Origin of the sequence: Armatimonas rosea, assembly GCF_014202505.1 — a bacterium.
Taxonomy (GTDB): domain Bacteria; phylum Armatimonadota; class Armatimonadia; order Armatimonadales; family Armatimonadaceae; genus Armatimonas; species Armatimonas rosea.
The window spans coordinates 168,870-195,751 of the sequence record NZ_JACHGW010000006.1; the positions used below are offsets into that span (position 1 = coordinate 168,870).

Consider the following 26,882-nt stretch of genomic DNA (forward strand, 5'->3'; position numbering starts at 1 on the left):
TACCCAATCCCGCCGCTCCCATCGGCTGGACTACACCCGACGCCCGATTCGTGCGCCTTGGTAGGTCGCAGCCTCGACTGTCTGCGGGAGATTCGCATCGCCGATCGTATAGAGCTCTACCCCACTCTCGCGCAGGGCGTGGGTGAGGGAGCTCTCCGGGGTCGAGCCGATGGTGGCGACAATCGCCTCGATGCCGTCGAGCACGAGCTCCTCCGCGGTATCGACATGGCGCAGGGTGATCGGGCACTGCTCGACCAGCTCGTAGCCAGGATGGAACGTGACGCCGCGCTGGCGGAAGTGCTGGAGAAACTCATCCAGGAGCATGGTGTCGCCGGTGCCGCGGAGGGCGGGGAGCGCGGTCACAAAGACCACCTCTTTTCCCTGTGCCGAGAGGGCATCGCACGCGGTGAGGGCGCGATTGGAGCCCTCGCGGTCGAAGATCAGCACACGCTTGGCACTCCCGACCGCCCCTTGTAGCGCCTCGTGGACCGTCAGGGTCTCGGGGAAGCGCACGGGGCGCGAGCCGGTGGCGACAATCACGCAGTCGGGCTGGAGGGCGAGGATACTCTCGGGGGTGGCGCTGGTGCCAAGGCGCACGTCCAGCTTTTTCGCCTGGCGCTGGTAGTACTCGGCGATGCGAGCCCAGGGCTTACGGAGCGGGGACGCGGCGGCAAGCAGCACTTGCCCCCCGATCTGGCCGCTACGCTCTAGGACGATCACCTCGTGGCCGCGGTCGTGGGCGGTGAGCGCGGCTTCCATGCCCGCGGGTCCCGCACCCACGACGACAACCCGCTTCCTCTTCTCCGCCGGAACCAGCTCCGACCAGCCGGGAATCGCCTCGCGGCTGGTGAGCGGGTTGTAGACACAGGTCATGCGGTCCATCGCCCCGTGGCAAGACTGCAAGCAACGCGTGCAGTAGCGGATGTCGTCGAGCCTGCCCTCCTGCGCTTTTTTGGCATGGTGCGGGTCGCAGATATGGGCCTTGGTCATGCAGACCGCATCGAGCCAGCCCGCTGCGAGCGCATCCTCTGCCTGCTGCGCGGTGACGATCCGCCCGGCATGGAGTAGAGGAAGCTTGGTCACCTTTCTCAGCTCCGCCGCCAGTGGCAGCCACTCACCCTCGGGCCTGGGGGTGGGGCCATGGTGAAAACGCGCATCGCCGCCCGTCGTGATGACGTAGTCTACGAGGCCGTCTGCCTCCAGCCGGTGCACCAAACCGCGGTAGACCTCAGGCGTGTTGCCGCGCTGCTCCATGTCATCGAGCTTTACCCGCACGCCCAGCGGCAGATCCTCGCCAATCGCTTGCCGCATCGCGACCAGGGTCTCTCGCAGGAAGCGCTCGCCGCCGACAAAGCCCCCGTACTCGTCGGTGCGGGTGTTCCAGTGGGGGTTGAGCATCTGGGAGTGGAGAAACGACTCGTGGGCGTGGAGCTCCAGCCCATCAACCCCGCCCGCCGCCGCCCGCCGCGCCGCCGCCGCGTGGGCCGCGATCAGCTCCTGGAGCTCGGTGATTGTGGGCACTTTTTTTGGCGCACTCTTGCCGCGCGGACCGGTCGGTGGGGTACTGGGAATCGGGCCAAAGATCGGAACCCCCGGAAGCGGATGGAACCCCGGATGGCAGAGCTGGGCAAAGACCTTCATCCCATGCCGGTGTCCCGCCGCCGCCAGCGCGGCGTAGCGCGGGATGATCTCCTCCGACACATTCTGCATCCAGCCCGAGCCCGGCATCGGGGAGGTCGCCCCGATCACAAACAGCCCGACCCCACCCTTGGCACGCTCCTCGATATAGGCCTCAAACGCCGCCGACGGTAGCCCGCCATCGACCCACCAGCCGGCAAAGTGCCCGCTGATCACGACACGGTTTTTCATCGTCACGCCACGGACACTCCAGGGCGAGAAGAGACGGGGAAACGGTGACTGGCTCATGGCAGGTATTTTACCTGCCTTCCGGTATACTGGGCCAAGATCAAGGGGGCGCGATGCAACAACAAACCTTACCCGAGGAGCAAGCCGTGCCGCTCACCACGAAGTGCAGCAGCAAGAGACTCTGCAACAGGCGCAGAGGCCCGTTTATCGCTATCAGCCCCCGCAGCGCCCGCTGAAGCTCATGGCACTCGCCTGGTACTTAACCGCAGGCGCACTCCTGATCGGTAGCCTCTACAATGGCCAAGAGCCTCTCACGATCTGGGGGATGCTGGTTCCCGCTCCCGTCAGTACGCTACTCTTAGCGGCAGGTGGCCTAGGGTGTCTTGCGTTTGGCTGGGGGAGTGTGCTCCAAGCCCGTGCCCTGAAGGGAAAGCAGTGTAAGCTGGCCTTTCTGGACGACACGGTCGTGCTGCTCGACCTTGGGCGCCCCGGCTCGGAGCAGGAGCTCTTTCGCTTGTCCAAAGTGGACAGATTTCGCGTGGTTGAGACGAAGAAGGGCCGACGGCTGGACGTGTGGCTCACCTCAGGCTTGAGCTCGAATGGAACCAACAGTACTGCGTTTGCCTCCGAGGACATGGGCTCCGTAGAGGAGTTCGATGCCTTTGTCGCCCACCTCCGAGGCAAACTCCCCCCCGAAAAAGAGCGCCGCTAAGAGGCTCCGGGCCGTGAACGGCCCGGAGCGGATTTTAGTTGCGCGGGATGCGCTCGCCGTTTTTTGCGAGCCAGGCGGTGAAGTCCTGAAGCTCAGGGTTGAGCGCTTTCGAGGTCTCCGTGCTCCGTGCGGCGCAGAAGTCGTCGTTGAAGTCGTGGTAGAACTGGAATATATTGCCCAGGTCGTCGGCGCCGGGGAAGCCAAAGGTACGGTAGACCGCTGCGGGAACCGCGTTGTAGACTACTTCCTCACCAAAGACGCCACTTAGCCCGGTTGCCATTGCCGCGCCCGTGACGTGATCGCCCGCGATACCGACAGTCTTGCCGATCCACTCCGCGCCCGCTTTGAAGATCCCGTAGGCGCACTTTCCGATATCCTCCGCCGCGATCCCCGAGAGGGGCTTGTCGCCCATGGGGAGCGTGATGGCCAGCTTGCCATCGGGGCCGCGCTGGGGGCCCATTCCAAAGTAGATAAAGTTATCCCAGTAGAACGACGTCAGCAAGAACGTCGTGGGGACATCGGCGAAGAACGCATTGGCCTCGCCCTTAGCATCGAAGTGGGGAACCTTGTACTTGCCCTGAAGGGTTGGCATCCGGTCATCGGTAAGAGGCACCCACTTGCGCGTGTCCTCCAGCGTGGACCAGATCACATGGGCGACTCCTGCGTTCTTGGCCGCGGTCGCCAGGTTCTTCGCCTGCGCCAGCTCGGTCTCGGTCGAGAAGTGCTCCCAGAAGTTCGTGACACAGTACGCGCCGTGTGCTCCCGCAAAGGCCGCCTCCAGGCTCGCTAGGTCGTCGAGGTTAGCCGCAACCACCTCCGCACCCAGCGCCGCCAGCGCCAGCGCCTTCTCCGACTCAACATTTCGCGTGATCGCACGAACCGCAAAGGTCCCCGCGGGATCGCTCAAGATCGCGCGAACCAGACTGCCACCTTGGGCTCCGGTTGCGCCAATAACCGCAATGATAGGTTTTGTGCTCATAGGTTTATCAATACACACGCCTCAGAAATTAGTTCCACATCACAGTATTAATGTCGCGGAGCGACTTGGTGGCGCTTGCGCCAGAAGCGAAGCGGGCCCGTGTCGTTCCTGACACTAGGGTAAAATAGGGCATGCTTGCTCCGCTCCTCTGTCTCGCTACCCTTGTGCCGCTCCAAGCTCCCGCTCCGATTGCCGCCCGCCTGGAGAGAACCCTTGCGGCTCCGAGCCTGAAACCGGCGACGGTTGGGGTGCGGGTCGTCTCGCTGGACTCTGGCAAGCTACTCTTTGAGCGCAACTCGGATAAGTCCCTAATGCCGGCATCCAACATGAAGATCGTCACCTGCTCCGCCACACTTGCGCTATTAGGGCCCAGTTTTAGCTACACCACAGGGGTCTACGCCAGCGGCGACGACTTGATTTTAAAAGGAAGCGGCGATCCCTCGCTGGACTTTGCGCGGCTCAAGACACTTGCCGCGGCGGTGAAGGCAGCAGGAGTGACGGAGCTCAAGGGACGGCTCCTCTACGATGCGTCGGTCTTCGATACCGACGTCCTAGGCGAGGGGTGGCAGTGGGACGACGAGGAGTTTTACTACTCGGCGCAGGTCTCCGGCCTCTCGTGCGACGAGAATGTCGCGCTGGTGATTGTCAAACCGGGCGCAGTCGGCGAGGCCCCGACCGTCGAGGCCAGCCCGTACTTCACGGTGGAGAACAAAGCGACCACCAGCGACGGCAAGGAGCAAGCGCTCTCGGTGAGCCGTAAGCGGGGGCTCAATACGCTGGTCATCACAGGCACGCTGGGGGCGAAGGCTGAGCCCAAGCGCACCGCGATCACGGTCGAGGACCCCGCGCCCTTCGCGGCGTTTCGCTTCGCCGAGGCGCTCCGTGCGGCAGGGGTCACCGTCTCCGAGAGTGTTGTTCTGGCTCCCGGTAAGACTCCCGACGGCGCGATGCCGGTGGCGAGCTCGGTCTCCAAGCCACTCTCGCAGCTCGCCGCGGACTTCATGAAGCCCTCCGACAACCTCTTTGGTGAGTGCTTCCTCAAGACTCTCGGGGCGATCAAGGGCAAGAAAGGCTCGACCTCCGAGGGCGCAAGAGTGGTCCGAGAGTGGCTCAAGTCCCGCAACATCCCGCTCGCAGGCTTCTACCAGGCCGACGGCTCCGGGCTCTCCCGGATGAACCTCGTTACCGCGCAGCTCCTGATGGGAATCTTGCGAGACCGCGCAGGGGATGCAAATTTCCGCGCTGCCTTGCCCATTGGTGGGGTGGACGGTACCCTGAAGAGTCGCTTCAAGAACACCCCTGCGGCCAACAACGTTCGTGCCAAGACCGGAACGCTCACCGGGGCATCGTCGCTGTCTGGTTATGTCACGACAAAAGCGGGCGAGCGGCTCGCGTTTTCTATCCTCATGAACCACTACGACCGCGAAGGCGGCTCGTCGGTGGCCCGCTCCCTACAAGATGCGCTGGTGATCACCCTGCTTGACCTGCCCGCTCGGCGCTGAGGTCGGAAATTTTTCAAAATATAGATTAGGGAATATGTTAGAATGGCCAGCATGCGCCCCTTATTGCTGGCCCTGTTCCTACTGCTATCTTCCCTCTGCCTCGCCGACGACACGCCGGGGCACTCCAGCCACGGATCTGCATTTGATTCGGGAATGCGGACCAAGCCGTGGGTCATCAAGGGAATTGGCGATACTCCGTTTCCGATTACCTCCAAGGGCCCCGAGGTCCAGAAGTGGTTCGACCAGGGCAACGCCCTGCTCCACTCCTTCTGGTTCGAGGAGGCTGAGCGCTCCTTCCGCTGGTGCCTCAAGCTGGACCCCGAGAATCCCATGGCCTACTGGAGCCTGGCGCGCTGCGGATTCAACTGGTTCACGGTGGGGGTGCCCAACTACGACGATAAAAACTTCGACCGGTATAAAGCATTTCTGAGCGAGGCAGTGCGCCGCAAGAGCAAGGTGAGCGAGCGGGAGCGGATGTACATCGAGGCGTGGGAGAAGACCTACGCGCCGCTGGAGAAGAATCGCGCCAAGACCATGTGTGCGGCGCTCCAGCAGATCGTGATTCGGTTCCCCGATGATATTGAGGCCAAGAGTCTTCTAGCCCTCTACAACATCGGGCAGGGGAGCGCGTTTGCCAATGAGCTGCTGATCCAGCAGGTGCTCGCCAAGAACCCCATGCATCCGGGGGCGCACCACGCCAGCATCCACAACTGGGACGGGGTCTCGTCGGATCAGGCGATTCGGAGCTGCGAGCTCTACGGCAAGTCCGCCCCCGATATCGGCCACGCGATGCACATGCCTGGCCATATCTACAGCAAGATCGGCATGTGGCACGAGGCTGCCATCGCCATGGACTCCGCGACTCGCACCGAGCTGCGGTACATGAACGACCGCTTGGCGCTGCCCTTCGAGACCTGGAACTACCCGCACAACCGCAACTACCTCTGCTACATCCAGGAGCAGCTCGGCATGGCACAGGCCTCGCTCCAAGGCTCCGCCGACATGCTAGCCGCCCCGCGCGACCCGGAGTACAACCCGGCGGAGACAGGCGCGATCGTGGGCCAGGGACTTGAGGCACGGATCCGCGCCCTGATCAAGTTCGAGCGCTGGAACCAGATCCTCGCCCCCAACGGCATCGAGTGGAACGATAAAAACGACGATGGCAAGCTGGTCCGGGCATTTGCGGAAGCGCTTGCCCTCAGCGGTACCGGCAAGAACTTCGAGGCCCGGGAGCGGGTGACAACTCTCCGCTCGCTCTTGGAGAAGCTCAAGGCCACAGCGCCTCCCGGCACGCCGATTCCGTCACCGTCGCCGCTGGACCTGATGGCCGATATCGCCGATGGGATCGTGAGCCTCGGGGAGGGGAGTGTACTCGATGGCCAGCGCAAGCTGCTCAATGCCGCCGAGATGGAGCAAAAATTCCGAGACAAGGGCGAGTACCAGAACGATCCGCCCGGGCAAGCCTGGCCAGTCATGCGCATCCTGGGCGATCACTACCGCAAGAGCGGCGATAACAAGCTCGCCATCAGCTGCTACGAGCAGGCGCTCAAAAACGAGCCCAACGATGGTTTCTCGCTCTCTGGGCTGGCGCTGGCGCACTTCTACAATGGAAATCGGGAGAAGGCGACGGTCTACGCGGGCCGGCTCTCCTATGTCTGGTCCCAGGCTGATCCGAATCTGAAGTGGCTTGAGGACGTGAAGAAGCTCGGTCTGGATGCCAAGCCGATCGCGCAGACACCGCGGCCGGAGCGGCTCTACCAGCCAAAGACCCTAGACACCATTGGTCCGATGAACTGGCAGCCGTTCCAGGCACCGAGTCTTCAGGTCGTGGACCGGAGCGGCAAGAAGGTCAGCCTCCAAGACTACAAGGGTAAGAATGTCATCCTGGTGTTCTTCCTCGGAGATGCCTGTGTCCACTGTGTCGGGCAGCTCAAGTCCCTCAACGACAAGAGCGCGGACTTCGAAGAGCAGAACACAGTGATCTTGGCGGTGTGTAGCCAGACTCCGGCGAAGCTGAAGGCATCGAAGGCGCTGGACCAGGCAAGCATCAAGTTCCTCTCGGACAACGCCCATGAAAACGCCCGCCGGTTCTCGTCGTACGATGACTTCGAGGAGATCGAGCTCCACTCCACCATCCTGATCGACAAGGCGGGCCGTGTCCGCTGGAAGCGAACGGGTGGCGATCCGTTCACCAACCTCGACTTCCTGATGGGCGAGCTCAAGCGCGTCAATAAATCGAAGTAAGGCTAGAGCTTCTCCGCGAAGGCTAGAAACGCGGTCCAGTCCTCAGGGGTCAGGGCGTGCTTGCCCGGGCGCATGAACTTTTGCACCAGCTTCTCGTCGCCGCCCAGTAGCTTCCAGGTGGGCAGGGCGGCGTCGAGGAGGGAGAACTGACCGTCGTAGTTGGCCCAGGTGTCCTCTTGCGCGTTGGAGAGCAGGATCGGGCGGGGCGCGACACAGGCGAGCAGGCAGTGCTGGTCGAAGGGCAGGTCTGCGGTACGCTCATTGAACTTCTTGTAGGCATCGTTGAACCAGTGGGGGAAGACCGTGTTGATGCGCTGGACGGACTCTCCAATCGTCCCGCGGCTCGGGGCCGCGCCTCCGGTGCCGGACTGGTGGGGGATGACCGCCGCCAGGCGCTCGTCGCGCGCACCCGCGAGCAGTGTCGCCTTCCCCAGGCGCGAGTGCCCCAGCGCGATGAGCTTCTTGCTGTCGAGCTCGGGGACGGTCAGTGCCCAGTCCACCATGCGGGAGAATCCCCACGCCCAGAGCGAGACAGCCCGGTACTTGGACTCGTAGAGCGGCGACTCTTTCCGGTCCGCTGCCAGCTCCTCGTAGCAGACAGTCGCAATCGCAAACCCACGCCGCGCCGCCTCCGCAAAGCTCCACGCGGTCGGCCCGGAGTGCAGCGACTCATTTCCCGTGAAGTTCAGCGCCAGAAAGGTCGGGACGGGCTTGGACTGCTTAAGGGGAAGCGTCAGCTGGAGCGCCACCGGGCCAAGAATCCCGGTGTGTAGGCGAATATTGCGGAGCAGAAACCCGTCCATGGGCTTCTCGTTCACCACGGTTGCTTTGGGAGCCTCCGCGGGAGGTGCCTCGCCGTACATCAGCCCGGTGAATTGCTTAAGGAGCTCCGGGCGCCGCTTCGTCCGCCACTGATCCGCGGTGGTGCCCGGTACAAATACGTGAGGGAGCGGGCCAGCAATGCCCTTAAGGTCGTCCATATGCTTAGGTTCGTGCGAGGAGTTGAAAATTCCTCGCTGAAGGCAACCCGTTGCCGGATGTCCTGCTGGACAGAAAATTGTTGGGGCATTTTATCAGAAATGGCCTATCTCACCCGTTTTAGGGGCATGAAGCGAAGTAAAATCCTCATCCCGCTCCATCTGGTATGGACAACAAAACACCGTGAACCCTGGATCACATCAGACATTGAGCGCCAGGTCCACCGGGTTATCGTCGCTGAAGCGACAAAACAGAAGGCGCGTGTGACGGCGATCAACAGTATGCCAGACCACGTTCATCTAGCGGTGATGTTTCCGGCGACGATCTCAGTGGCAGTGTTTATGAAACAGGTTAAAGGGGCCAGCTCGGCGCTGCTCCGAGCGGAGCTTTGCCATGGGCAAATGAGGCATTGGCAGGAGGGATACGGAGCTTTCGCTTTCCAGATCGGCTTGATGAGCCGTGTCGTGGCCTATATCAAGAATCAGAAAGAGCACCACGGAGACGAAACCACGTGGCCAAGCCTCGAAACGACTACCGAGGAAGTTGCCCCGCCCGGAGGGCGTTCGGCGCGAAGCGTCACCAGCGAGGAATTTTCAACTCCTCGCACGAACCTACCGGCATGACAACGCTGTATTCCTCTGAGCTGATCTTTCCCCTCGGCAAGCTGCATAGCCATAGCAGTAGTATCGTCGAGTTTCCCCGCGGCCAGCTGCTGGTCTGCTGGTACATGGGCTCGGGCGAGCGCAAGGCCGACGATGTTCGCATCATGGGGGCGACCAAGCCGCTCAAGGGAGGCACTTGGTCCAAGCCCTTTGTCCTGGCCGACACGCCGGGCTTTCCCGATACGAACTGTGTGCTTGCGGTCAATGGCGACGGGCGGCTCTGGCTGTTTTATGGGACCCAGCTGGATAACAACTGGGAGAGCACGCTGCTCAAGTATAAAGTGGGGCGCAAGGTTGGGCAGTGGGACGACATGGGGGTGGTGCCGCTGAAGCCCGGCGACGAGGAGTTCCCTGCCGAGGTGCGCGCCAAGCTTCCCGCGGTGCTGGCGGCCTATCCGGAGCTGGAGAGGTACCGCGGCGAGCTGCTGGCGATGGCCGACAACAAGCTCAAGCGGCGCATGGGCTGGATGGGGCGCTGCAAGCCGATGGTCGAGGGCAAGCGGATGCTGCTGCCGCTCTACTCCGATGGCTACAACTTCTCCCTGGTCGCCATCACCGACGATGCAGGGGGGACATGGCGCTGCTCGAAGCCGCTGATCGGGCCGGGAGCCGTGCAGCCGAGCTTGGTGCGCCGCAAAGACGGTACGATTGTCGCGTTTTGTCGCAACAACGGCCCCGCGCCGCAGCGCATGCTGGTGAGTGAGTCCAGCGACAACGGCGTGACATGGACCGTCGCGACCCACAATGCGCTCCTCAACCCCGGCTCGAGTGTGGACATCCTCAAGCTCAAAGACACCCGCTGGCTCTTGTGCTACAACGACACGGAGGACGGTCGCCACCAGCTCGCGGTCTCGGTCTCAGAGGATGAAGGCAAGACGTGGGGGAAGACACAGCACCTAGATGAGGCTGAGGTGGCCAGTAAGTCCTACCCGTCGCTTCTGCAAGCATCGGATGGCTCGGTGCATATCACGTATAGTTTTAGTAGCTCAGGCGGCGAGGCGATCAAGCACGTCGTGCTCAGTCCACCTTGATAAAGCCGAAGTAGAACACCAGACCAATCAGCCCGATCACGACAATCAACCCGAAAATGGTTGGGCCATTGTTTGCCTTGGACTTAGTGGATTTTGACGATTGTTGGCGCGTTGCCATAGCGGGCATTGTACCAAATTTTTCACAGCATGCCATTTTGAACCTTGGACTGGGGGCCGCGTCTTTGTAGGCAGAACGCACGAAGGTGCTTCGAAAGGAACTGAACACCATGAACCTGAAACGATTTTCCCTGCTCTGCAGCGCTGCCTTAGCCCTTGTCGCAACCACCGCCTTTGCACAGGACACCAAGCCTGGTACGGGAGCACCCGGTCAAGACACCAAGCCTGCCAAGGGCGAGCGCAAGGCCAATCCGCTGAGCGCCAAGGCCCTAGAGAAAGCCCTTGAGCTGAAGCCAGAGCAGGTCGAGAAGCTCAAGCCCGCCTTCAAGAAGCTCGCCGACACCCGCAAGGAGCTAGCGACGGTCACCGATCGCAAGGAGAAGTCGGAGAAGATGGCGGCAGCGACCAAGGAACTTGTGAAGTCGATCGAGGAGGTCCTCACTCCCGAGCAGAAGACCAAGTTCGACGAGATCAAGAAGACGATGGCTGCGGGCAAAAAAGGCAAGAAGAAGAACAACTAAGTTCTCCAAATAATAAACTCCGGGACAGGAACTCTGCCCGGAGTTTTTATTTTGTGGACTCCCAAAGAACCGGGAAATCACGGAGCTCGTTCTCTACTTGAGGGAGAAGTGGCCCGAAGATACAAAGGCTTTGTTGTCCTGGATGGCCGTAGGTGCCCCAGCGAAAGCTGTCGTCTAGGAAAAAATAATGATCTCCATCGGGGAGAACAGGTATCGGCCAGTGTGTATCCGTGACAAGCAGGTGGGGACCAACTGAGTAGCAAGGGTGCTGCCAGTCCAAGACAAGGATTCGTTGTCCCGAGGGAACCATCCTGCAAAACGTTGGCCGGAGAAGCTCGGCGAAGAATGCCTGTCCTTCCGGCGAATAATGGGTAGTGATCGTGTAGGTTCGTGAGGGAGCTGGCGCTAGGATTCCCGGTACGTCGTCGTACCAATTGAACGCGGGACGGAGTACGGTCTCGACCCGCTCCCACACGAGATTTTCGTCCTCGGCAGTGAGCACTTGCCACGCTTGTTTAGGCAAGGATGTCTTTCAAGACGCGGGCTTCGTCGGTGGGGCCGATGAGACGGTTGTTCAGGCCTTGGTACGGATAGTTAAACGTGAACGGATCGAGCCCGAGCTGGTGGAGAATCGTGGCCTGGAGGTCGCGGACACTGACCTTGTTCTCGACAATGTTGTAGCCTAGCTCGTCGGTGGCACCGTAGCTCAGGCCGCCCTTGATCCCGCCGCCCGCCATCCACATCGTGTAGGCGACCGGGTGGTGGTCCCGTCCGATAAAACCCTTCTTAAGCTCTTTGTTCACATTGTTCTGCATCATCGGGGTGCGGCCAAACTCGCCTCCCCAGATAATCAGCGTGGAATCAAGGAGGCCGCGCTGCTTGAGGTCCTTGATGAGCGCGGCGATCGCGCGGTCGCTGTAGCGGCACTTGATGGGCAGAGTCTCATCGAGCGACTCGCCCGGGGAGCTGCCATGGTGGTCCCAGCCCCAGTCGTAGAGCTGGACAAAGCGCACGCCTTTTTCGACCAGACGCCGCGCAAGGAGGCAGTTGTTGGCGAAGGTCGGATCGTCGCCCTTGTAGCTCGCCCGGGGATCGTCGAGGCTCTCCACCGGGGAGACATAGCCCGGCTTCGCGCCATAGAGATCGAGGATATGCTGCGGCTCCTTGGAGATATCCATCACCTCCGGCACCGAGACCTGCATTCGAAACGCCAGCTCGTACTGCTGGATGCGGGTGAGGGTCTCGGGATCGCCGACCGCCTTGACCTGCTGGTCGTTGAGGTCCTTGAGCGCATCGAGGGTCTTGCGGCGCAGCTCGCGGCTCATTCCGCTGGGGTTGGAAAGATAAAGGACCGGGTCGCCGTCGGTGCGGCACTGGACTCCCTGGTAGACACTGGGCAGAAACCCGCTCCCCCAGACACTCTTGCCCGCATCCGGGGTCTTGCCGCCAGAGCTCAGCACGACAAACCCTGGCAGGTCCTTGTTGGTGGTGCCGAGGCCGTAGGTCACCCACGAGCCCATGCTCGGGTAGCCCAGGCGCGCATTGCCAGTGTGCATGAAGAGCTGCGCCGGGGCATGATTAAACTGCTCCGTGTTCACCGAGCGAATCACGCACAGCTCATCGGCGACTGTCGCCAGGTGCGGGAGCTGCTCGGAGAGCCACTGGCCGCTCTGGCCGTGTTGCTTAAACTCGAAGATTCCGCCGAGCATCTTGGGGACGCCGCGGATGAAGGCGAAGCGCTTGCCCTTGAGAAACTCCTCGGGGCAGTCTTGGTCGGTGTGCTTCTTGAGCTCGGGCTTGTGCTCAAAGAGCTCCAGCTGCGACGGTGACCCGGCCATGTGGAGGTAGATCACCGCCTTGGCCTTGCCCCCCGCCTTCGCATTGGCTGTCAGCGCATCGAGCGCAAGGGCACCAAAGCCCAGCCCTAGGCGGCCGAAAAAGTGCCGGCGCGTCAGGGCTTGCGCGCTCAGGAGTCGAAAGTCATCGCGTGGGTTCATGCTGTAGCAATTTTGCCGCAATCAGGGGGGGAAGCGCCATGGTTGCCAGCAAAAAGAGCTGGGTCAGGGCGGGATTTTTTTTCGCACCGAGCAGAATCGCCAGCGTGAGGCCGATGCTGGTCAGAAAGAGCACGAGGCTGCCTTGTTGCGGCCAGCGCCACGCGGTGAGCGCCCCGGAGCCAAAGACAATTAAAAACACCAGGACCCGAATCAGCGCGGGGAAGCCGCCCCCATCGGTGATTCCCGCTGCGACCACGAAGTAGGTCCAGAATCCGATCCAGAGCGTCAACACGCCCCAAGCAAGCTGCTGCTTCATTTTAAAGCGTACCTCCACTTGGTAGTGTAGCGTTGCCCTGCGAGGTGCTCCTGGGAAGTTCGGCCTATTTTTCGGCAGCGCTGGTCCTAGGCCAGCGCACGACCAAAACCTGAGCATTTGTATCGATCTCGGCAAGGGCGGCAAGCATAATCTCCAGTGCCCGTTCTGTGTTAAAGCTCCCAGAACCTGCGCCGATCACAGGGAAGGCAACCGACTCAAAGCCTTTCTCGTTGACCACCACCATCGCGTTTTTCACAGACTCACGGATTGAGAACTCGCTCGCCCGCCAGGCGAGGTTGATCCCGGCGACATGGATAATCCCCTTGTAGGGCAGGAGTCCGGCCGTGGTGAGCACGGCCGAGCCGAGGGGCATGGGCCTAGAACGTGCAAGCTCTTGAAACGGCTCGTAGCCGGCGTGGCGCTTGATCGCGCCGGAGACTCCCTGGGGCAGCAGGAGCCACCAGGGAATGATATTTCGGTTCCAGGCATTGACGATCACCTCTACGGGCTGATCGCAGATATCCCCCCAGACCAGCTCGGGTGCCATCGTGCCCTCAATTCCTAGCTGACAAAGTAGAACTCACGCGAGGAGATCAGGGCCCACATCAGGTCTTGTACGGCTTCGTCGCGCTTGGGGCTGCTGGTGAGGTGCTTCACGGCGGCGGCGAGCTCGGTCGGGCTGGGGAGGCGGCTGAGGGTGGACTGGTAGAGCTTCTTGATGATGTCCTCGTTGGAGAGTGCCTTGTCGCGGACCAGGGTTGCGACTGTCCCATTGCCCGCCCGGATCTTCTGATCAACATAGGGCGAGTTCAGCACGTGGAGCACTTGCACTAGGGTTGGCTCATTCTTGGGCTCTAGCTCGGCGAGGAACTCTCGCTGGGAGCGGCCGAAGCAGTCCATGAAGAACGAGTTGCTGGGAAGGGTGAGCTGGGTGGCGCGGGTGTCGGTGGGGAAGTCGCCGAAGCGCTCGGTGCTGCCCGTGGCGAGGTTCAGGTTGTCGAGGAGCACCTGCCCGAGCATGGGACGGGGGTAGAAGTGGCTGAAGAACTGGTTGTCGAGCGCGTTGGTGGGATTGACCTCGCTTGATGTCTGGTAGGTTCGAGAGCTGAGGATCGTGCGAATCAGGTGCTTGGTATCGTACTTGTGGTCGACAAAGTCCTTGGCGAGGGCCTCCAGCAGGCCAGGAACGGAGGCGGGCGTGGTGGCGCGCATGTCATCGACCGGGTGGACCACGCCGCGTCCAAGATAATGGCTCCAGATGCGGTTGACGGTCGCCTTGGCAAAGTAGGGGTTCTCGCGGCTGGTCACCCAGTCGGAGAGAAGCGCGACGAGATCAGGGCCATCGCCGCGACGGCCGGGGCGCAGGAGCTCGGGGTCGAGGGGGGCGCCTGTTCCCAGCAGCGTGGGGGGAGCGTCTTTTCCCCGGTTTCGTCCGGTCACGCTCTGGTTGGTGACCCGCCCACCCGGGCTATAGAAGATCTCCGACTCACCGTCGAGGTTGCCATTGCGCGTTCCCACCCGCCCCATGAAGGCCGCAAAGTTCCAGTAGTCGTCGGTGGTCCAGCGGTCAAAGGGGTGCTTGTGGCAGCGGGCACAGGCCATGCGCTGGCCCAGAAACGCCTGCGCCGTCGTCTCCATGCGCTCGTCGGGGTTGCGGTCGATCTTGTAGAAGTTGGTGGGGCCGTTGGTGTAGCTGGAGCCACGCGCCATCAGGAGCTGCTTGACAAACTGGTCGTAGGGGAGGTTCTGGCTGACACAGTCCTTGAGCCACTCGGTGAAGATCGCCGCGCTCCGCTCGCCGCTGATGTTGTTTCCCAGGTTGCGCGGATGGACACGCAGCATGTCTCCGAGCCGCAGGACACGCATGTCCACAAACTCGGGGGAGTCCAGGAACGTGTCGATCAGCTTTGCGCGCTTGTCCGGGGTCTTGTCGGCGAGGAAGGCCGTGCTCTCTTGCACCGACGGGAGGATTCCGCGCAGGTCCAGTGAGACGCGGCGCAGAAACTCGGAGTCGTTGGTGAGGCGCGACGGCTGGACATTGAGCCGCTTGAGGTTGGCATAGACCAGATCATCGATCAGGTTGCCTTGTGCGAGCTTGGGGTAGGGAGTCTTGTCCTCACGGGGAAGGGTCAGCGATGCCGAGTGGACCGTCCCCAGGTAGCGCACCACCACGGCAGCACCGCCCCAGCGCTTGCCGGTCATCACGCCCTTATCGTCGACCGCGACCACCGCCGGATCGCTGGTCTCGTAGTTCGCTTGGGCGGTCACATCGCGGGTCGTGCCATCGGAGAAGCTGGCGACCACCTTGAGCGGCACCTTTTGGCCTACCTTGGAAAGGGTTACCTGAGCCGGGCTCACCGTGAGCTTGGTGAGGCTGGCATCGTTTGCTTCATTGAACGGAGCGCCCGCCGCGATCCAGTCCCGGATCGTGCGGTACTCCGGCGAGCCCACCGCGAAGCGCTCACCGCCCGAGTGAGGGGTCTTGTTGGTAGCCTTCATGAGAAGCAGGCTCTTCTCGGGCTCTAAAAGATTGACACGCCGTCCGCGCCCGCCGCGCACGAGAGGCTCGAAGTCATCGGCGGGGGTCAGCGTGAGCAGGGAGAGCTGGAGACCACCACGTCCGCCGAACTTACCGTGGCAGGCCGCGACCGAGCAGCCTTTTTTGTCGAGGATCGGGGACACATCGCGTAGGAACTGAGGCACCGCCGCCTTGGTACTAGCCCGTGCACGAGGCCCGAGCTGCGCCGCTCCTACCACGAGTGCTGTCAGCGTGAGCAGGAGCCCCGCACGAAGCTGAGTGTTGGTCATATGAAAAACTCTCCCTTGAAAAATACCAATAAAATTATCCCCTATTCCGGCACTATCGTCAATGCAAAATCGGTAGAATACGCGGAATCGTGAGATCCAACCTACGGAGAGTTCTATGCAAGTGAAACGTGTTTTTCTGCCCCTGATGGGCTTTGTCGTTCTAGGTGCGCTGACCGGCTGTGAGAACAAGCCCGCAGACGAGGCCACCACTCCCCCCGCGGGGACCTCAGCAGCGCCCGCGGAGCCTGGTGCTGTCTCTGCCACCACTGCCAAGCCCGAAGCAGCCGCAGTGAAGCCGGGAGCCGATGCGGCAGCGCCTGAGGCCAAGCCTGAGACTCCCAAAATGGCCGGGGATAAGGGCGTCACGGAGACCGTCAAGGAGGGGGCGGACAAGACCAAAGCGGGTGCCGACAAAGTAGGCGCGATGGCCGGCAAGGCGGGTGAGGCCGCTGCGAGCCTGCCCGGTGCCGCCGGTGAGACCGCCAAGGCGGCTGCCGAGGGAGTCAAGGCGGGCGCGGACAAGGTCAAGGCTGGAGCGGATGCCGTCAAGGGTGGGATGGAGAAGGTCGAAGGCGCAACCAAGGCGGCAGGCGATGCTGCCAAGGGGGCAACGGATGCGCTCAAGGGGGCCGGCGACTCCGCCAAGGGCCTGCTAGGCGGCAAGTAGCTGCGTTAGTTTGCGAGCTGCGCGACAATCTCTCGGGCGATCTCCAGAGAGGCAGTCGCGGCGGGTGAGGGGGCGTTGCAGACATGAAGCTGGCGCTCCCCCCGCACAAAGAGAAAGTCATCGACCAATTGGCCGTCGTCGCGGAGGGCTTGGGCACGCACCCCTGCCCCCGCCGGGATAACGTCCTCGGGTCGAATCTCCGGGATCAGAGTCTGCATTGAGCGCACAAAGAGAGCCTTGCTGAGCGAGCGAGCGATCTCCCGCAGGCCTTCGTCGCCGTGCCGCACCGCGAGCCGCCAGAACGCGGGGTAGGTCAGGGTCTCCCAGAGCTCGCCGAGCTGGAGATCGGATTTTTTGTAGCCCTCCCGCGCCAGCGCCAGCACAGCATTGGGCCCCGCGTGGACGCTGCCGTCGATCATCCGCGTAAAATGCACCCCGAGGAAGGGGAAGCTGGGGTTCGGGACAGGGTAGATTAGCCCGCGGACGAGCCCACGGCGCTCGGGGACGAGCTCGTAGTACTCTCCTCGAAAGGGAACGATCTTTGCTCCGGGCTGTGCGCCGGCAAGCTCCGCCACTTTATCGCTATAGAGTCCTGCGCAGTTGATCACGAAGCGGCTCTCAAAGCTCCCTCGGGTTGTCTCTAGCACGACCGAGTCGGTGGTTCGGGTGAGCCCCGTGACCTTGGTGCTTCGGCAGAGCTCCGCTCCCTGTTCGCGTGCTTGGTCGGCCAGGGCCTCGGTGACCTGGCGGTAGTCGATAATCCCGGTCTGGGCAACCCAGAGCCCCCCGACCCCACGCACGGCAGGCTCGTAGTCGGTGAGGCGCTCTGGGCCAAGCCGCTCGACTGGGACACCATTGGCGAGAGCGCGCTCAGCCAGGGTCTCTAGCCGGGGGAGCTCGTCGGGGTGGGAGGCGACAATGAGCTTGCCACAGCGCTCGTGGGCGACTCCGTGTTGCTGGCAGAACTCCACCATCCGCCTGGCCCCGGCGACCGCCATCCGCGCCTTGGCACTGCCGGGCTTGTAGTAGATTCCCGAGTGGATCACCCCAGAGTTGTGCCCGGTCTGGTGCGCCGCCCAGCGGTCTTCTTTCTCGACGAGGAGCAGGCGTGCCGTTGGGTGGCGCTTACCCAGCTCGACCAGAGTCGCCAGCCCGACAATGCCCCCCCCAATAACGGCGTAGTCGAACATGCTCTAGAGGGGGCGGACCCAGATATTACGGAAGCGCACGGGGTTGCCGTGGTCCTGTAGGTAGAGCGGTCCTTTGGCGGCGATCCCCTTGAGCGGCGCCGAGGTCGTGGGCTCGCCAGTGACCGGAATGTTGTCTTGGATCAAGACCCCGTTGTGGAGCACGGTAAACGAGCCGGGCTGAACCTTCCCATCGGGGAGCTGCTTGGGGGCGTGGAAGATAATGTCGTAGGCTTGCCACTCGCCGGGCTTGCGGCAGGCATTGACGAGCGGGGCATTGTGGCCGTAGAACGCGCCGGCTTGGCCGTTGAAGTAGGTCTTGTTGTTGTAGGAGTCGAGCACCTGGATCTCGTAGCGGCCCATGAGGTAGACCCCACTGTTGCCGCGCCCTTGGCCGTCGCCCTTGACCGTGCTAGGGGAGGCCCACTCGACATGGAGCTGGCAGTCGCCAAACTCTTGCTTGGAGAAAATCCCCCCAAAGTTGGTGGTCTCCAGCACTCCGTTTTCTAGCTTCCAGCGCGGCTCGGGGCTACGCTCGCCACGAAAGGCGCTCATGTTCTTGCCGTCAAAGAGGACGATGGCATCGGAGGGTGGCCCACCAAGGGGACCGGGATCGACGATACGGGGCTCGGTTTGTCGCATGGCCAATTGTACCAAACGCTCCTCATTTTTGGGCGAGAGAATTGTGTCCGTAAAGATAAATTTAAGGACACATTGTTGATATTCGTGCATCTTGCGCAGTATCGCAAGATATGTGTATAATCACAACATGACAATGCGCGAAATCGCAAGAGAATGTGATATCCCAGAAAGCACGCTGCGCGTCTGGCGGGATGAGTTTGAGGCGTTTTTACCCGCGGTGGGTGAAGGGAAGCGGCGGCGCTACTCCGAGGCGAGCCAGGAGCTCCTACGGCAGCTCGTGGCGTGGAAAAAAGTGGGGATGCCCGCCGAGCAGATTCGGGGCGAGCTGGCCCGGCGCAACACGCCCCAGGCACGCGTCCGACGACGGACCGGTGAGAGCCAGCTCGACGAGGTGCTAGCGCTCCTACGTGCTCAAGCATCGGAGCTCGCGGCACTGCGAGCCGAAGTCGGGGAGCTACGGCGCGTGCTGGGGCAGCACGCCAAGCCCCCTCGCTTTATGGGCTAGCGTGCTGGTGCGCCTCAGCGAGGCAGGCACGGAGCTGCTCGGCGACAGTGTCGACCGTCGGCAGGTTCAGCATCTCTGCGTGCGTGCCCACAAAAGGAACGACCTGAAAGCCACTGGTGACGAGCTGTCCCCACGCGAGGCGTGAGTCGCTTGCGGAGCCTGGGGCATCGACGGGGCAAGCAAGGAGCTGGACAACCCGCGCGGCGAGCGGGCAAGGGCGGTAGCGGCTTAGCGCCAGCCAGTTCCGGCACGTGATGTACTTGGTCCGTCGCGTGGTAGGCTCGTGAGTGAGCCTGCCCACGAGCCGAAGAAAATAGCCCCACCGGGAGAGCCAAGAGCGCTGAAGGTGGTAGGTATCGATCAAGACCACGACGGCGACCTCTTCTCCCGACTGCAGGAGCTGCTGGGCCATCTCGTAGGCGATAATCCCCCCCGACGATCCCCCCGCCAAGTAATACGGCCCCTTCGGCTGGACACCCCGAATCTCCGAGATATAGGCCGCAGCCATCACTTCCACACTCCGGTGGGGGGCCTCTGTTGGATTGAGACCGCTCGCCTGAAGGCCGTAGAGTGGTTGGTCCTTGCCTAATGCCAGCGCCAAGAGTCGGTAGTTGAGCACATTGGCACCAAGTGCATGGACACAGAACAGAGGGGGGAGGCTTCCCTCCGGCTGGAGGGGCACTAAACAAGACCAGCTTGTCGGTGTCGAGACAAAAAGCGCAAGAGCCTGGAGAGTCGGTGCACCAATCAAAACCTGGACAGGAAGCACCATCCCCCACTGCTTCTGGATGAGGCTCATGACGTGCGCCGCCTGCAACGATGTCCCACCAAGCGCAAAGAACGAGACGTTGCGTGAGGGCACGGGACAGCCCAAGACCCGCTCCCAGAGCTCCGCCAGCTGTCGCTCGTCGGGCGTCTGGGGAGGATCAGACGGCTCCGAGGGCAGGGCGAGGGTCCGCAGGGCGAGCAGATCAGCCTTGCCATTTGGGGTTCGGGGGATCTCGTTTAGTAAGATCGCCGTCTTGGGAACGAGATAGTCGGGCAGGACGGCTTGTAGCTGGGAGAGCACCTCGTCAGGCGGAATCCTTTCTAGCGCGGACTTGGCGTGGGTATAGAACAGGACGAGCCCTGCTTGCTCGTGCTCGATAGCATAGCCCTCCTGAATCCCAGCGAGTGCATTTGCGGCTTGCTCGATGACCTCGGGCTGGATGCGCACGCCATTAATCTTGAGGAGCCTGTCTTTGCGGCCCGTAAGCCAGAGTGTTCCGTCGTCATCGACAAAACCAAGGTCGCCCGTCGCAAACTGGACCCCCTCTGTAGAGACTCGGTGCACAGGGGAGTGCTCGTGGCCAAAGTAGCCCTCTGGGATATGGGCGCTCTGGACACAGATCTCCCCGAGCGCACGGGGAGCAATGGTCTTGCCCCCGGGATCGACAATTAGTACGCGCTTGCCTTCAACGGCGGTGCCCAGCGGGACCATGGTGGGTGGGATCGGCTCGCCGTGGCGAAAGAGCCACTGCGTGATCGTGCGCGCCTCGGAGCTGGCGTACGCCACTTGGAGGGTGGTCGGTGCGGGGAAAAACTGGTCGAAGAGGACGATATCTTGTGGGGTGACTAGCTCGGCGCTGAGGCTGAGGAGTCGTAGCGTCGGGAATGTCTCTTCGGGGCTGAGCTGCTGGGTAAGCTGACGAAAGACACTGGTCACCATGTTGGAGATAGTGATCTGTCTCTGTCTAAGCCAGTCGGGAAGCGCAGTTACACCCTCCGCTGCAATATCGTAGAGGTGGAGGCTGGCACCGCTCAGGAGCGCGGGGTAGACACAGGCGACCGAGGCACTGAACCAGCCTGCAAACTGGAGATCAAAGGCATCGTGCTCGTAGAGAGAGAGGGCTCGCTGCTGCCGGGCGGCGTCAAAGCAGAGCTGGCTGTCGGTGTAGAGAACCCCCTTGGGAGTGCCCGTGGTCCCCGAGGTGAAAAACAGCGCGGCACCCGAGCTAGGCTCCCGCGTGTTTATTGGCAGGACGGTGGCCCCGCCCGTGAGCGCAAGAGGGATGGCCGGGATATCTACCGGCAGACTCGCTGTTACGCCGTCCCCGACTAGCGCAACCTCAAACCCAACCTGCTGCTGGAGCTGCGCCAGATAGGCTGGCGGCGACGTGGGCGAGAGAGGGACATAGTAGTACCCCCGGCTCAGGACCGCAAGCGCCCCGACAATCGATAGGGTATCCGTTGGGGAGAGAATTGCGACAGGTGACCCCGGCGCAAGGTCAGGGAGTGCACTCGCCACGATCGCGATGGCGTCTCTCAGCTCCGCAAAGGTAAGTGCGAGGTGGGCATCCCGCAGCGCGAGACGTCGCGGATGACGCTGAATTGCGTGAAGCACTGCGGAATACAACATGGAGCTGCCGCCATTCTACCCCACCTCTTCGCTCGCTTCTCGGCTACCCAGCCAGCGTCCGAGAAAGAAGAGAAAGGCCGCGATGGTAGCGATGCCTACACGATACGTCACTTAACGATTACTGTCTTGAGTTAGTCTCTTCCATCCGACCTAGCCAGTACCCCAAGACAAATAGCACGGCAGCACCAGCGACATAATCTAATGTCCAACCAACAAGCATAGCTTGCTTGATATCGGGGCGAATGCTGAGCTCAATAGGGATATTAGCACCCGCAATTATCAATACACAAGACGCCGCTACTGTCAGTAGAACTCGCGTTAGTAAGGACAGACGCAACAAAGTAGTGAAACCACTCGCTAGGCAACAAAGAGCATAGAGGACTGTTGCAATACCACGAACATAGTAAAGGTCAAAGGCTTGGGTGAAAGTATCTTCTTCCTTATACGATGCCAGTAAGCAGGAGAACACGCCCCATAGCACAAGCACCCAACCTGCGATCAATTGTATCACGGAGCGATGGGAGCCACGGTTGCCCAGTCGGTTCATTGCCCCTTTCTCCTGCTGGTTTTGCATCGCTCATGGTACCGGAAAATGCAATGAGCCGGAGGGAAATCCCTCCGGCTCATCTCCCAATCTTACCCGTCCTCGGGACGCTCCTTACCTTGTGCCGGGGATTGAAATCCCCGGCAACGGCAACCCGATTACGCCCGTGCCACCAATTGGCGCAGGACGTAGGGAAGAATCCCGCCGTGGAGGTAGTACTCCACCTCGATGGGCGTGTCGATCCGCAGCGTGACGGGCTGCTCGATCTTGGTGCCATCGGCCTTGGTGATCGTCAGGGTCAGGCCCATGCGCGGGGTGATTCCCCCGGCGACTCCCGTCAGGTCGAAGGTCTCCGTGCCGTCGAGGCCCAGCGTCGCGGCGCTGACGCCCTCGGGGAACTGGCAGGGGAGGACGCCCATTCCCACCAGGTTGCTGCGGTGGATGCGCTCGAAGCTCTGCGCGATCACGGCCTTGACACCCTGGAGCGCCGTGCCCTTGGCCGCCCAGTCGCGGCTGGAGCCGGTGCCGTATTCCTGACCCGCCAGAATGACGAGCGGAACGCCCGCGGCCTTGTACTCCATCGCCGCATCGTAGATCGCCACGGGCTCGCCCGCGCCATTGATCTTGGTGATGCCACCCTCCACACCAGGCACCATCTGGTTCTTGATGCGGACATTGGCAAAAGTTCCGCGCACCATCACCCGGTCGTTGCCACGGCGCGAGCCGTAGCTATTGAAGTCCGCCGCCTCGACCCCGTGCTCCACCAGGTAGCGGCCGGCAGGGGAGCTGGCCTTGATCGCACCGGCGGGGGAGATATGGTCCGTGGTCACCGAGTCGCCGAGAATCGCGAGGGGACGTGCGCCCAGCACATCGGCGGCCACACCGGCATCCGGCCCGAAGTTCTCGAAGTACGGCGGGTGCTGGATATAGGTCGAGTTCTCGTCCCAGGCGTAGAGGTCGCCGGTGCTCGACGAGATCTCCTGCCAGAGCGGGTTCTGCTCCGCAAAGCCGGAGTAGAGGGTCTGGAACACCGCCGGGTCCTCCGCGGAGCCAATCAGCGCGGCCACTTCGGCGGGAGTCGGCCAGATGTCCTTCAGATAGACCGAGTTGCCATCGCTGCCCGTGCCGATAGGAGCCGTGGTCAGGTCGATGCTCACCGAGCCTGCCAGTGCGTAGGCCACGACAAGCGGCGGGGACATCAGGAAGTTCGCCTTGACATTCTGGTGCACACGCGCCTCGAAGTTGCGGTTCCCCGAGAGCACCGCGGCCACGGTCAGGTTGTTCTCGACAATCGTCTTCTCAATCGCCGCATCGAGCGGGCCGGAGTTGCCGATACAGGTCGTACAGCCGTAGCCCACCGTCTGGAAACCCAGCGTGTCCAAGTAGCTCTGGAGCCCGGTCTTGTTGAGGTAGTCGGTCACGACGCGTGAGCCCGGCCCAAGCGAGGTTTTCACGGTCTCGCGAACCGTCAGGCCCTTCTCGACCGCCTTCTTGGCCACCAGGCCCGCGGCCAGCATGACGCTCGGGTTGGAGGTATTGGTACAGCTCGTGATCGCCGCGATCACCACATCGCCATTGGAGAGCGACTCCATCTCCAGCTTGCGGTCGGAGGCGGGGGAGCCGGCCATGGGGAGGATTGTGTACTTGGTGTTCTCGGCGACCAGCTCGCCGAACTTCTCCTTGACATCGGTGAGGGCGATGCGGTCCTGGGGACGCTTCGGCCCGGCGACACTGGGAACAACCGTGCTGAGGTCCAGCGTGAGTAGCTGGCTGTACTCCAGTGCACCGGCGGCGGGCATCCCAAAGAGCCCTTGCGCCTTGAAGTACTGGCGGAATGCATCCACTTGCTCTTCCGTGCGGCCGGTGTTGGTCAGGTAGCGGCACGACTCCTCGTCCACGGGGAAGAAGCCCATGGTCGCGCCGTACTCGGGGGCCATGTTCGCGATCGTCGCGCGGTCGGTGAGGCTCAGCGACGCCGCGCCCTCGCCGTGGAACTCCACAAACTTGCCGACCACCTTGGCCGCACGGAGCAGCTCGGTGAGGGTCAGCACCAGGTCCGTTGCCGTCACACCGGGGTTGAGCGAGCCGGTGAGCGTCACGCCGACCACATCGGGCGTCAGGAAGTAGACCGGCTGGCCCAGCATGCCCGCCTCGGCCTCGATCCCCCCGACACCCCAGCCGACAATGCCGAGGCCGTTGATCATGGTCGTGTGCGAGTCCGTGCCCACGAGAGTATCGGGGTAGAAGACGCCCTCGCCATCGACCAAGACGCCCTTGGCGAGATACTCCAGGTTCACCTGGTGCACGATCCCGATTCCGGGTGGCACCACCGAGAACGTCTCAAAGGCCTGCATGCCCCACTTCAGGAACTGGTAGCGCTGCTCGTTGCGGGCGAACTCGATCTCCATGTTCTTCTGAAGGGCATCGGCGCTCTCGCTCACATCGACCTGAACGGAGTGGTCCACGACTAGGTCCACCGGCACGAGCGGCTCGATAATCTTGGGGTTCTTGCCCAGCTTGGCGGCGGCATCGCGCATCGCGGCCAGATCGACCAGAAGCGGCACCCCGGTGAAGTCCTGAAGCACGACACGGGCGACCACAAACGGAATCTCCGCCGTACGCTCGCCGGTCGCGGCCCAGTTCGCCAGGGTCTTGACATCGGAATCCGCGACCCGCATACCGTCGCAGTTACGCAGCACCGACTCCAGCACGATGCGGATCGAGACCGGCAGCTTCGACACGGGGCCAATCCCGAGCTTCTCCAGCTCCGGCAACGAGCAATACTTGCCGGTCTTACCGCCGGCATACGTGAACTCACGAATCACATCAAACATTGATCTTGTCCTCATTTTTCCGGGCGCGTCCGTCACGTGACCGGTTGTCTAGTTGTATTGTACCTTCTTCTGTGTTATGCTCCCAATGAATTGATTTCATGGAATGAATGCATTTTTTGCATGAGTAAGCTCTTCCCAGCGGGCACGGAGCAGCTCGGCGTAGGCGCTGCCGATCAGCCCGCCGTGGCCCAGCGCGTAGCCGTCGTTGAGCTCCACCAGCGCGGTCTGGCCGGACTCTAGCACCCCGAAGTCGGCGCTGTAGCCCGCGGGGGCATCGGGGTAGGCGCTCAGGCAGGCGGTGATGGTCGCAGGATCGGGGAAGGTTAGGGGATGACCACGGTAGTGGAAGGTGCCGACTACCGCGCCGCGGATCACAAAGCAGCGCCACTCGGAGAGAAAGTGCACGGGCTCTTGGCACAGCAGCGGAAAGTCGCTCGGGAGCGTGGGCTGGTTCGGGCGGGAGAGAATCAGCGCCTCCAGCGCATCGGGGCTGGTCACAACCTGCCCCGTGAAGGTCTTGTTGTCGAGTAGGGGCTTGACAAAGACGGGAAAGTCAGACGACTCCAGCACCTCCCCGACCGTGGACTCCCAGACCCGGCGGCAGGCAAAGCCGCGCAAGGGAACTGGGAGCGTGATGTGCTGCGGAGCGATCCCGAGGCGGGCGAGTGCATCCAGGACGGTATCGACACCGCCCACAACGACGGTCTCGGCGGAGAGGGGTGCGGTCTTGAGCGCCTCGCGTGTGACGAGGCTGATCTCGTAGCCGAAGTGAGAAAAACCCTGCGCGGCGGCGGTGGCGCTGGGGCTACTGGGAGCGCCCTGGGCATTGGCGACTATAAAGGCGATTCGAGGCACGGCCTGTTATACCGGAAAGCGAGCGAGGAGAAAAGATGGAGCTACGACAACTAGGGGCGTTTGTGACGGTCGCGCGGCGGGCGAGCTTCACCCGTGCGGCGGAGGAGCTACACCTGACCCAGCCCGCCGTCACGCGGCAGATCGCGGCGCTGGAGAGCGAGCTGGGCGTGCTCCTCTTCGACCGGCTGGGCAAGAGCATCCAGCTCACGGGGGCGGGGGAGACGCTTTTGGGCTACGCCGAGCATATCCAGCGCCTCACTGATGAAGCCCACGAGGCGCTCTCGGAGCTGGCGGCGGGGCGTGCGGGGCGGATCGCGATCGGGGCGGCGAGTACGCTGGCGACCTATGTCCTGCCGCCCCTGCTCACCCGCTTTCGCCAGGCCTACCCCGGTATCGAGCTCTCGCTACGCACCGGCCTCTCGGCGCGGGTGCGGGAGCTGGTGCTCAGTGGGGTCGTCGATATCGGGCTAGTGACCAGCGAGGGCGAGCCAACCCGCACCGACGGTGCCCTGCTCTCGGAGTCGCTCGGGGTCTACGAGACCGTCTTGGCCGTCCCGCCAGGCCACACCCTCGCGGGGCGCACCCGTGTCACCGTGGACGAGCTGGCGGGGGAGTCGCTGCTGGCCATGACTGAGGGCACCAACCTCCGCACCTACGCCGAGCACGTCCTCGCCGATGCCGGGGTCGTGGTGAGTGTCACGATGGAGCTAGACTCGGTCGAGGCCATCAAGCGCATGGTCGAGGCCGGCCTAGGCGTCTCACTCCTCCCACGGGTTGCCGTCGCCACCGAAGTGGACGCTGGCCGCCTCGTCGCCCTCACCCTCACCGGCGTCCCCCTCCCCGAGCGCCATATCGTCGTCCTGCGTCGAGGAGACAAGCACCAGAGCGGCCCACTGACAGCGTTTTTCACCTTGTTACATCAATAAGAAGATGGACTTTATCCGATTAGAAAGCCTCCAAAGACACTAGATTGGTAAATCCGAGGTTCGATGGAGAGAACTAGGGTAAAAAAATCGTCGTTATCAATGTCATCATCTTCATCACCAAAAAGTACATATTCTTCCTGGTCAAGTTGAGAAGCGTCGTAAAATGAACCAAATCGTTGGCTCAAGACATTGAGAAGAAAGAACGGCTCAAGTCCGCTTGCGACAAAATACACTGACTCGTTGTCGTAAATGCTCCATAGGAAGCCAGTGAACCGTTCAATAAAGATCGTTTTATAGCTGCTCTCAAAAATACAATAGAGTTCGGCGAAACGTAATTGTCCGTCCTCCATGCAGAACTGGATTTCTGCTTGCCAGTTAAGACTCAGGCTGTAAGAGTCAATTTGCCCCGGCAGGCCTGGCCAGAACAGAAAGTCTTTTTGGGCATCGGGGATGTCCAGCGCCTGAACAAACGCCCTTGAGAAGCGAACCCATTTCGTCTCCCCAAAGCACCGGAGAACATCGTGGAGAGTCGGAAGGGCGGGCAGGAGACGCATTCCGTTTGGGACTTTAGGCTCGATCTCCCGCATCGTG

At 62.2% G+C, this 26,882-nt stretch carries 25 protein-coding genes; 9 read left to right on the forward strand and 16 right to left on the reverse strand.

Features of this window, described 5'->3' with window-relative positions; translation table 11 throughout:
* Window positions 1-30 precede the first annotated feature (30 nt).
* Complete coding sequence (locus HNQ39_RS25825; protein ID WP_184203484.1) at window positions 31-1,926, reverse strand: oxidoreductase; 1,896 nt, start codon at window positions 1,924-1,926, stop codon at window positions 31-33.
* Window positions 1,927-2,029: 103 nt separating this feature from the next.
* Between HNQ39_RS25825 and HNQ39_RS25830 the strand changes: the two genes are divergently transcribed.
* Complete coding sequence (locus tag HNQ39_RS25830) at window positions 2,030-2,578, forward strand: hypothetical protein (protein WP_184203485.1); 549 nt, start codon at window positions 2,030-2,032, stop codon at window positions 2,576-2,578.
* Window positions 2,579-2,612: 34 nt separating this feature from the next.
* On the opposite strand, the gene HNQ39_RS25835 is transcribed toward HNQ39_RS25830, so the two are convergent.
* Window positions 2,613-3,557 (reverse strand): NmrA/HSCARG family protein, encoded by a 945-nt coding sequence (locus HNQ39_RS25835; protein ID WP_184203486.1) that lies wholly within the window; start codon window positions 3,555-3,557, stop codon window positions 2,613-2,615.
* Between the two features lie 131 nt (window positions 3,558-3,688).
* Here HNQ39_RS25835 and dacB point away from each other — a divergent pair, with 131 nt between their 5' ends.
* A complete protein-coding gene (gene dacB / locus HNQ39_RS25840; RefSeq protein ID WP_184203487.1) occupies window positions 3,689-5,059 on the forward strand; it encodes a D-alanyl-D-alanine carboxypeptidase/D-alanyl-D-alanine endopeptidase in 1,371 nt (456 codons plus the stop codon).
* Window positions 5,060-5,110: 51 nt separating this feature from the next.
* Window positions 5,111-7,303, forward strand: coding sequence for a redoxin domain-containing protein (locus HNQ39_RS25845; protein ID WP_184203488.1), 2,193 nt, complete (start codon window positions 5,111-5,113; stop codon window positions 7,301-7,303).
* A gap of 2 nt (window positions 7,304-7,305) precedes the next feature.
* Here the strand turns inward: HNQ39_RS25845 and HNQ39_RS25850 are convergent, their stop codons facing one another.
* A complete protein-coding gene (locus HNQ39_RS25850; protein WP_184203489.1) occupies window positions 7,306-8,283 on the reverse strand; it encodes a glucuronyl esterase domain-containing protein in 978 nt (325 codons plus the stop codon).
* A gap of 99 nt (window positions 8,284-8,382) precedes the next feature.
* On the opposite strand from HNQ39_RS25850, the gene tnpA reads away from it, so the two are divergent.
* Together tnpA and HNQ39_RS25860 are read left to right on the forward strand one after the other, a co-directional pair.
* The gene (gene tnpA, locus HNQ39_RS25855; protein ID WP_184203490.1) at window positions 8,383-8,904 is read left to right on the forward strand and encodes an IS200/IS605 family transposase; all 522 of its coding nucleotides are present in this window, start codon (window positions 8,383-8,385) and stop codon (window positions 8,902-8,904) included.
* Window positions 8,901-9,974, forward strand: a complete 1,074-nt coding sequence (locus tag HNQ39_RS25860) for a sialidase family protein (protein WP_184203491.1) — start codon at window positions 8,901-8,903, stop codon at window positions 9,972-9,974. The genes tnpA and HNQ39_RS25860 overlap by 4 nt, the downstream gene beginning before the upstream one ends.
* On the opposite strand, the gene HNQ39_RS30410 is transcribed toward HNQ39_RS25860, so the two are convergent.
* Complete coding sequence (locus HNQ39_RS30410) at window positions 9,961-10,092, reverse strand: hypothetical protein (RefSeq protein ID WP_281380357.1); 132 nt, start codon at window positions 10,090-10,092, stop codon at window positions 9,961-9,963. The genes HNQ39_RS25860 and HNQ39_RS30410 overlap by 14 nt on opposite strands.
* A 109-nt stretch (window positions 10,093-10,201) precedes the next feature.
* Here HNQ39_RS30410 and HNQ39_RS25865 point away from each other — a divergent pair, with 109 nt between their 5' ends.
* Window positions 10,202-10,612 (forward strand): hypothetical protein, encoded by a 411-nt coding sequence (locus HNQ39_RS25865; RefSeq protein WP_184203492.1) that lies wholly within the window; start codon window positions 10,202-10,204, stop codon window positions 10,610-10,612.
* A gap of 46 nt (window positions 10,613-10,658) precedes the next feature.
* On the opposite strand, the gene HNQ39_RS30885 is transcribed toward HNQ39_RS25865, so the two are convergent.
* The 5 genes from HNQ39_RS30885 to HNQ39_RS25890 all read right to left on the reverse strand — a co-directional run bounded on the left by HNQ39_RS30885 (window position 10,659) and on the right by HNQ39_RS25890 (window position 15,733).
* Window positions 10,659-11,114, reverse strand: a complete 456-nt coding sequence (locus HNQ39_RS30885; RefSeq protein ID WP_184203493.1) for a DUF2716 domain-containing protein — start codon at window positions 11,112-11,114, stop codon at window positions 10,659-10,661.
* A 13-nt stretch (window positions 11,115-11,127) separates the two neighbouring features.
* The gene (locus HNQ39_RS25875) at window positions 11,128-12,609 is read right to left on the reverse strand and encodes a DUF1501 domain-containing protein (RefSeq protein WP_184203494.1); all 1,482 of its coding nucleotides are present in this window, start codon (window positions 12,607-12,609) and stop codon (window positions 11,128-11,130) included.
* A complete protein-coding gene (locus tag HNQ39_RS25880) occupies window positions 12,593-12,925 on the reverse strand; it encodes a hypothetical protein (protein WP_184203495.1) in 333 nt (110 codons plus the stop codon). The genes HNQ39_RS25875 and HNQ39_RS25880 overlap by 17 nt, the downstream gene beginning before the upstream one ends.
* A gap of 64 nt (window positions 12,926-12,989) precedes the next feature.
* Window positions 12,990-13,472 carry a macro domain-containing protein gene (locus HNQ39_RS25885; protein ID WP_184203496.1) on the reverse strand — a complete coding sequence of 161 codons (483 nt, stop codon included), beginning with the start codon at window positions 13,470-13,472 and terminating at the stop codon, window positions 12,990-12,992.
* A 14-nt stretch (window positions 13,473-13,486) separates the two neighbouring features.
* Window positions 13,487-15,733, reverse strand: coding sequence for a DUF1549 and DUF1553 domain-containing protein (locus tag HNQ39_RS25890; RefSeq protein ID WP_184203497.1), 2,247 nt, complete (start codon window positions 15,731-15,733; stop codon window positions 13,487-13,489).
* 121 nt (window positions 15,734-15,854) lie between these two features.
* Between HNQ39_RS25890 and HNQ39_RS25895 the strand changes: the two genes are divergently transcribed.
* Window positions 15,855-16,400 (forward strand): hypothetical protein, encoded by a 546-nt coding sequence (locus tag HNQ39_RS25895; RefSeq protein WP_184203498.1) that lies wholly within the window; start codon window positions 15,855-15,857, stop codon window positions 16,398-16,400.
* A gap of 5 nt (window positions 16,401-16,405) precedes the next feature.
* On the opposite strand, the gene lhgO is transcribed toward HNQ39_RS25895, so the two are convergent.
* Together lhgO and HNQ39_RS25905 are read right to left on the reverse strand one after the other, a co-directional pair.
* Window positions 16,406-17,590, reverse strand: coding sequence for an L-2-hydroxyglutarate oxidase (gene lhgO / locus HNQ39_RS25900; protein ID WP_184203499.1), 1,185 nt, complete (start codon window positions 17,588-17,590; stop codon window positions 16,406-16,408).
* Between the two features lie 3 nt (window positions 17,591-17,593).
* Window positions 17,594-18,229: a 3-keto-disaccharide hydrolase gene (locus HNQ39_RS25905; RefSeq protein ID WP_184203500.1), complete on the reverse strand. Its 636-nt coding sequence runs from the start codon at window positions 18,227-18,229 to the stop codon at window positions 17,594-17,596.
* 112 nt (window positions 18,230-18,341) lie between these two features.
* Between HNQ39_RS25905 and HNQ39_RS25910 the strand changes: the two genes are divergently transcribed.
* Window positions 18,342-18,734, forward strand: coding sequence for a MerR family transcriptional regulator (locus tag HNQ39_RS25910; RefSeq protein ID WP_484476953.1), 393 nt, complete (start codon window positions 18,342-18,344; stop codon window positions 18,732-18,734).
* Here the strand turns inward: HNQ39_RS25910 and HNQ39_RS25915 are convergent.
* The 4 genes from HNQ39_RS25915 to HNQ39_RS25930 form a co-directional block, all read right to left on the reverse strand.
* Window positions 18,724-21,132 carry an AMP-binding protein gene (locus HNQ39_RS25915; protein ID WP_184203502.1) on the reverse strand — a complete coding sequence of 803 codons (2,409 nt, stop codon included), beginning with the start codon at window positions 21,130-21,132 and terminating at the stop codon, window positions 18,724-18,726. The two genes, HNQ39_RS25910 and HNQ39_RS25915, sit on opposite strands and share 11 nt — an antisense overlap.
* A gap of 118 nt (window positions 21,133-21,250) precedes the next feature.
* Complete coding sequence (locus tag HNQ39_RS25920) at window positions 21,251-21,706, reverse strand: hypothetical protein (protein ID WP_184203503.1); 456 nt, start codon at window positions 21,704-21,706, stop codon at window positions 21,251-21,253.
* Between the two features lie 128 nt (window positions 21,707-21,834).
* The gene (gene acnA / locus HNQ39_RS25925) at window positions 21,835-24,510 is read right to left on the reverse strand and encodes an aconitate hydratase AcnA (protein ID WP_221290331.1); all 2,676 of its coding nucleotides are present in this window, start codon (window positions 24,508-24,510) and stop codon (window positions 21,835-21,837) included.
* Between the two features lie 96 nt (window positions 24,511-24,606).
* Window positions 24,607-25,365 (reverse strand): ATP-grasp domain-containing protein, encoded by a 759-nt coding sequence (locus HNQ39_RS25930; protein WP_184203505.1) that lies wholly within the window; start codon window positions 25,363-25,365, stop codon window positions 24,607-24,609.
* Window positions 25,366-25,400: 35 nt separating this feature from the next.
* On the opposite strand from HNQ39_RS25930, the gene HNQ39_RS25935 reads away from it, so the two are divergent.
* Window positions 25,401-26,291 carry a LysR family transcriptional regulator gene (locus HNQ39_RS25935; RefSeq protein ID WP_184203506.1) on the forward strand — a complete coding sequence of 297 codons (891 nt, stop codon included), beginning with the start codon at window positions 25,401-25,403 and terminating at the stop codon, window positions 26,289-26,291.
* 11 nt (window positions 26,292-26,302) lie between these two features.
* On the opposite strand, the gene HNQ39_RS25940 is transcribed toward HNQ39_RS25935, so the two are convergent.
* The gene (locus tag HNQ39_RS25940; protein WP_184203507.1) at window positions 26,303-26,878 is read right to left on the reverse strand and encodes a hypothetical protein; all 576 of its coding nucleotides are present in this window, start codon (window positions 26,876-26,878) and stop codon (window positions 26,303-26,305) included.
* Window positions 26,879-26,882: the final 4 nt, after the last annotated feature.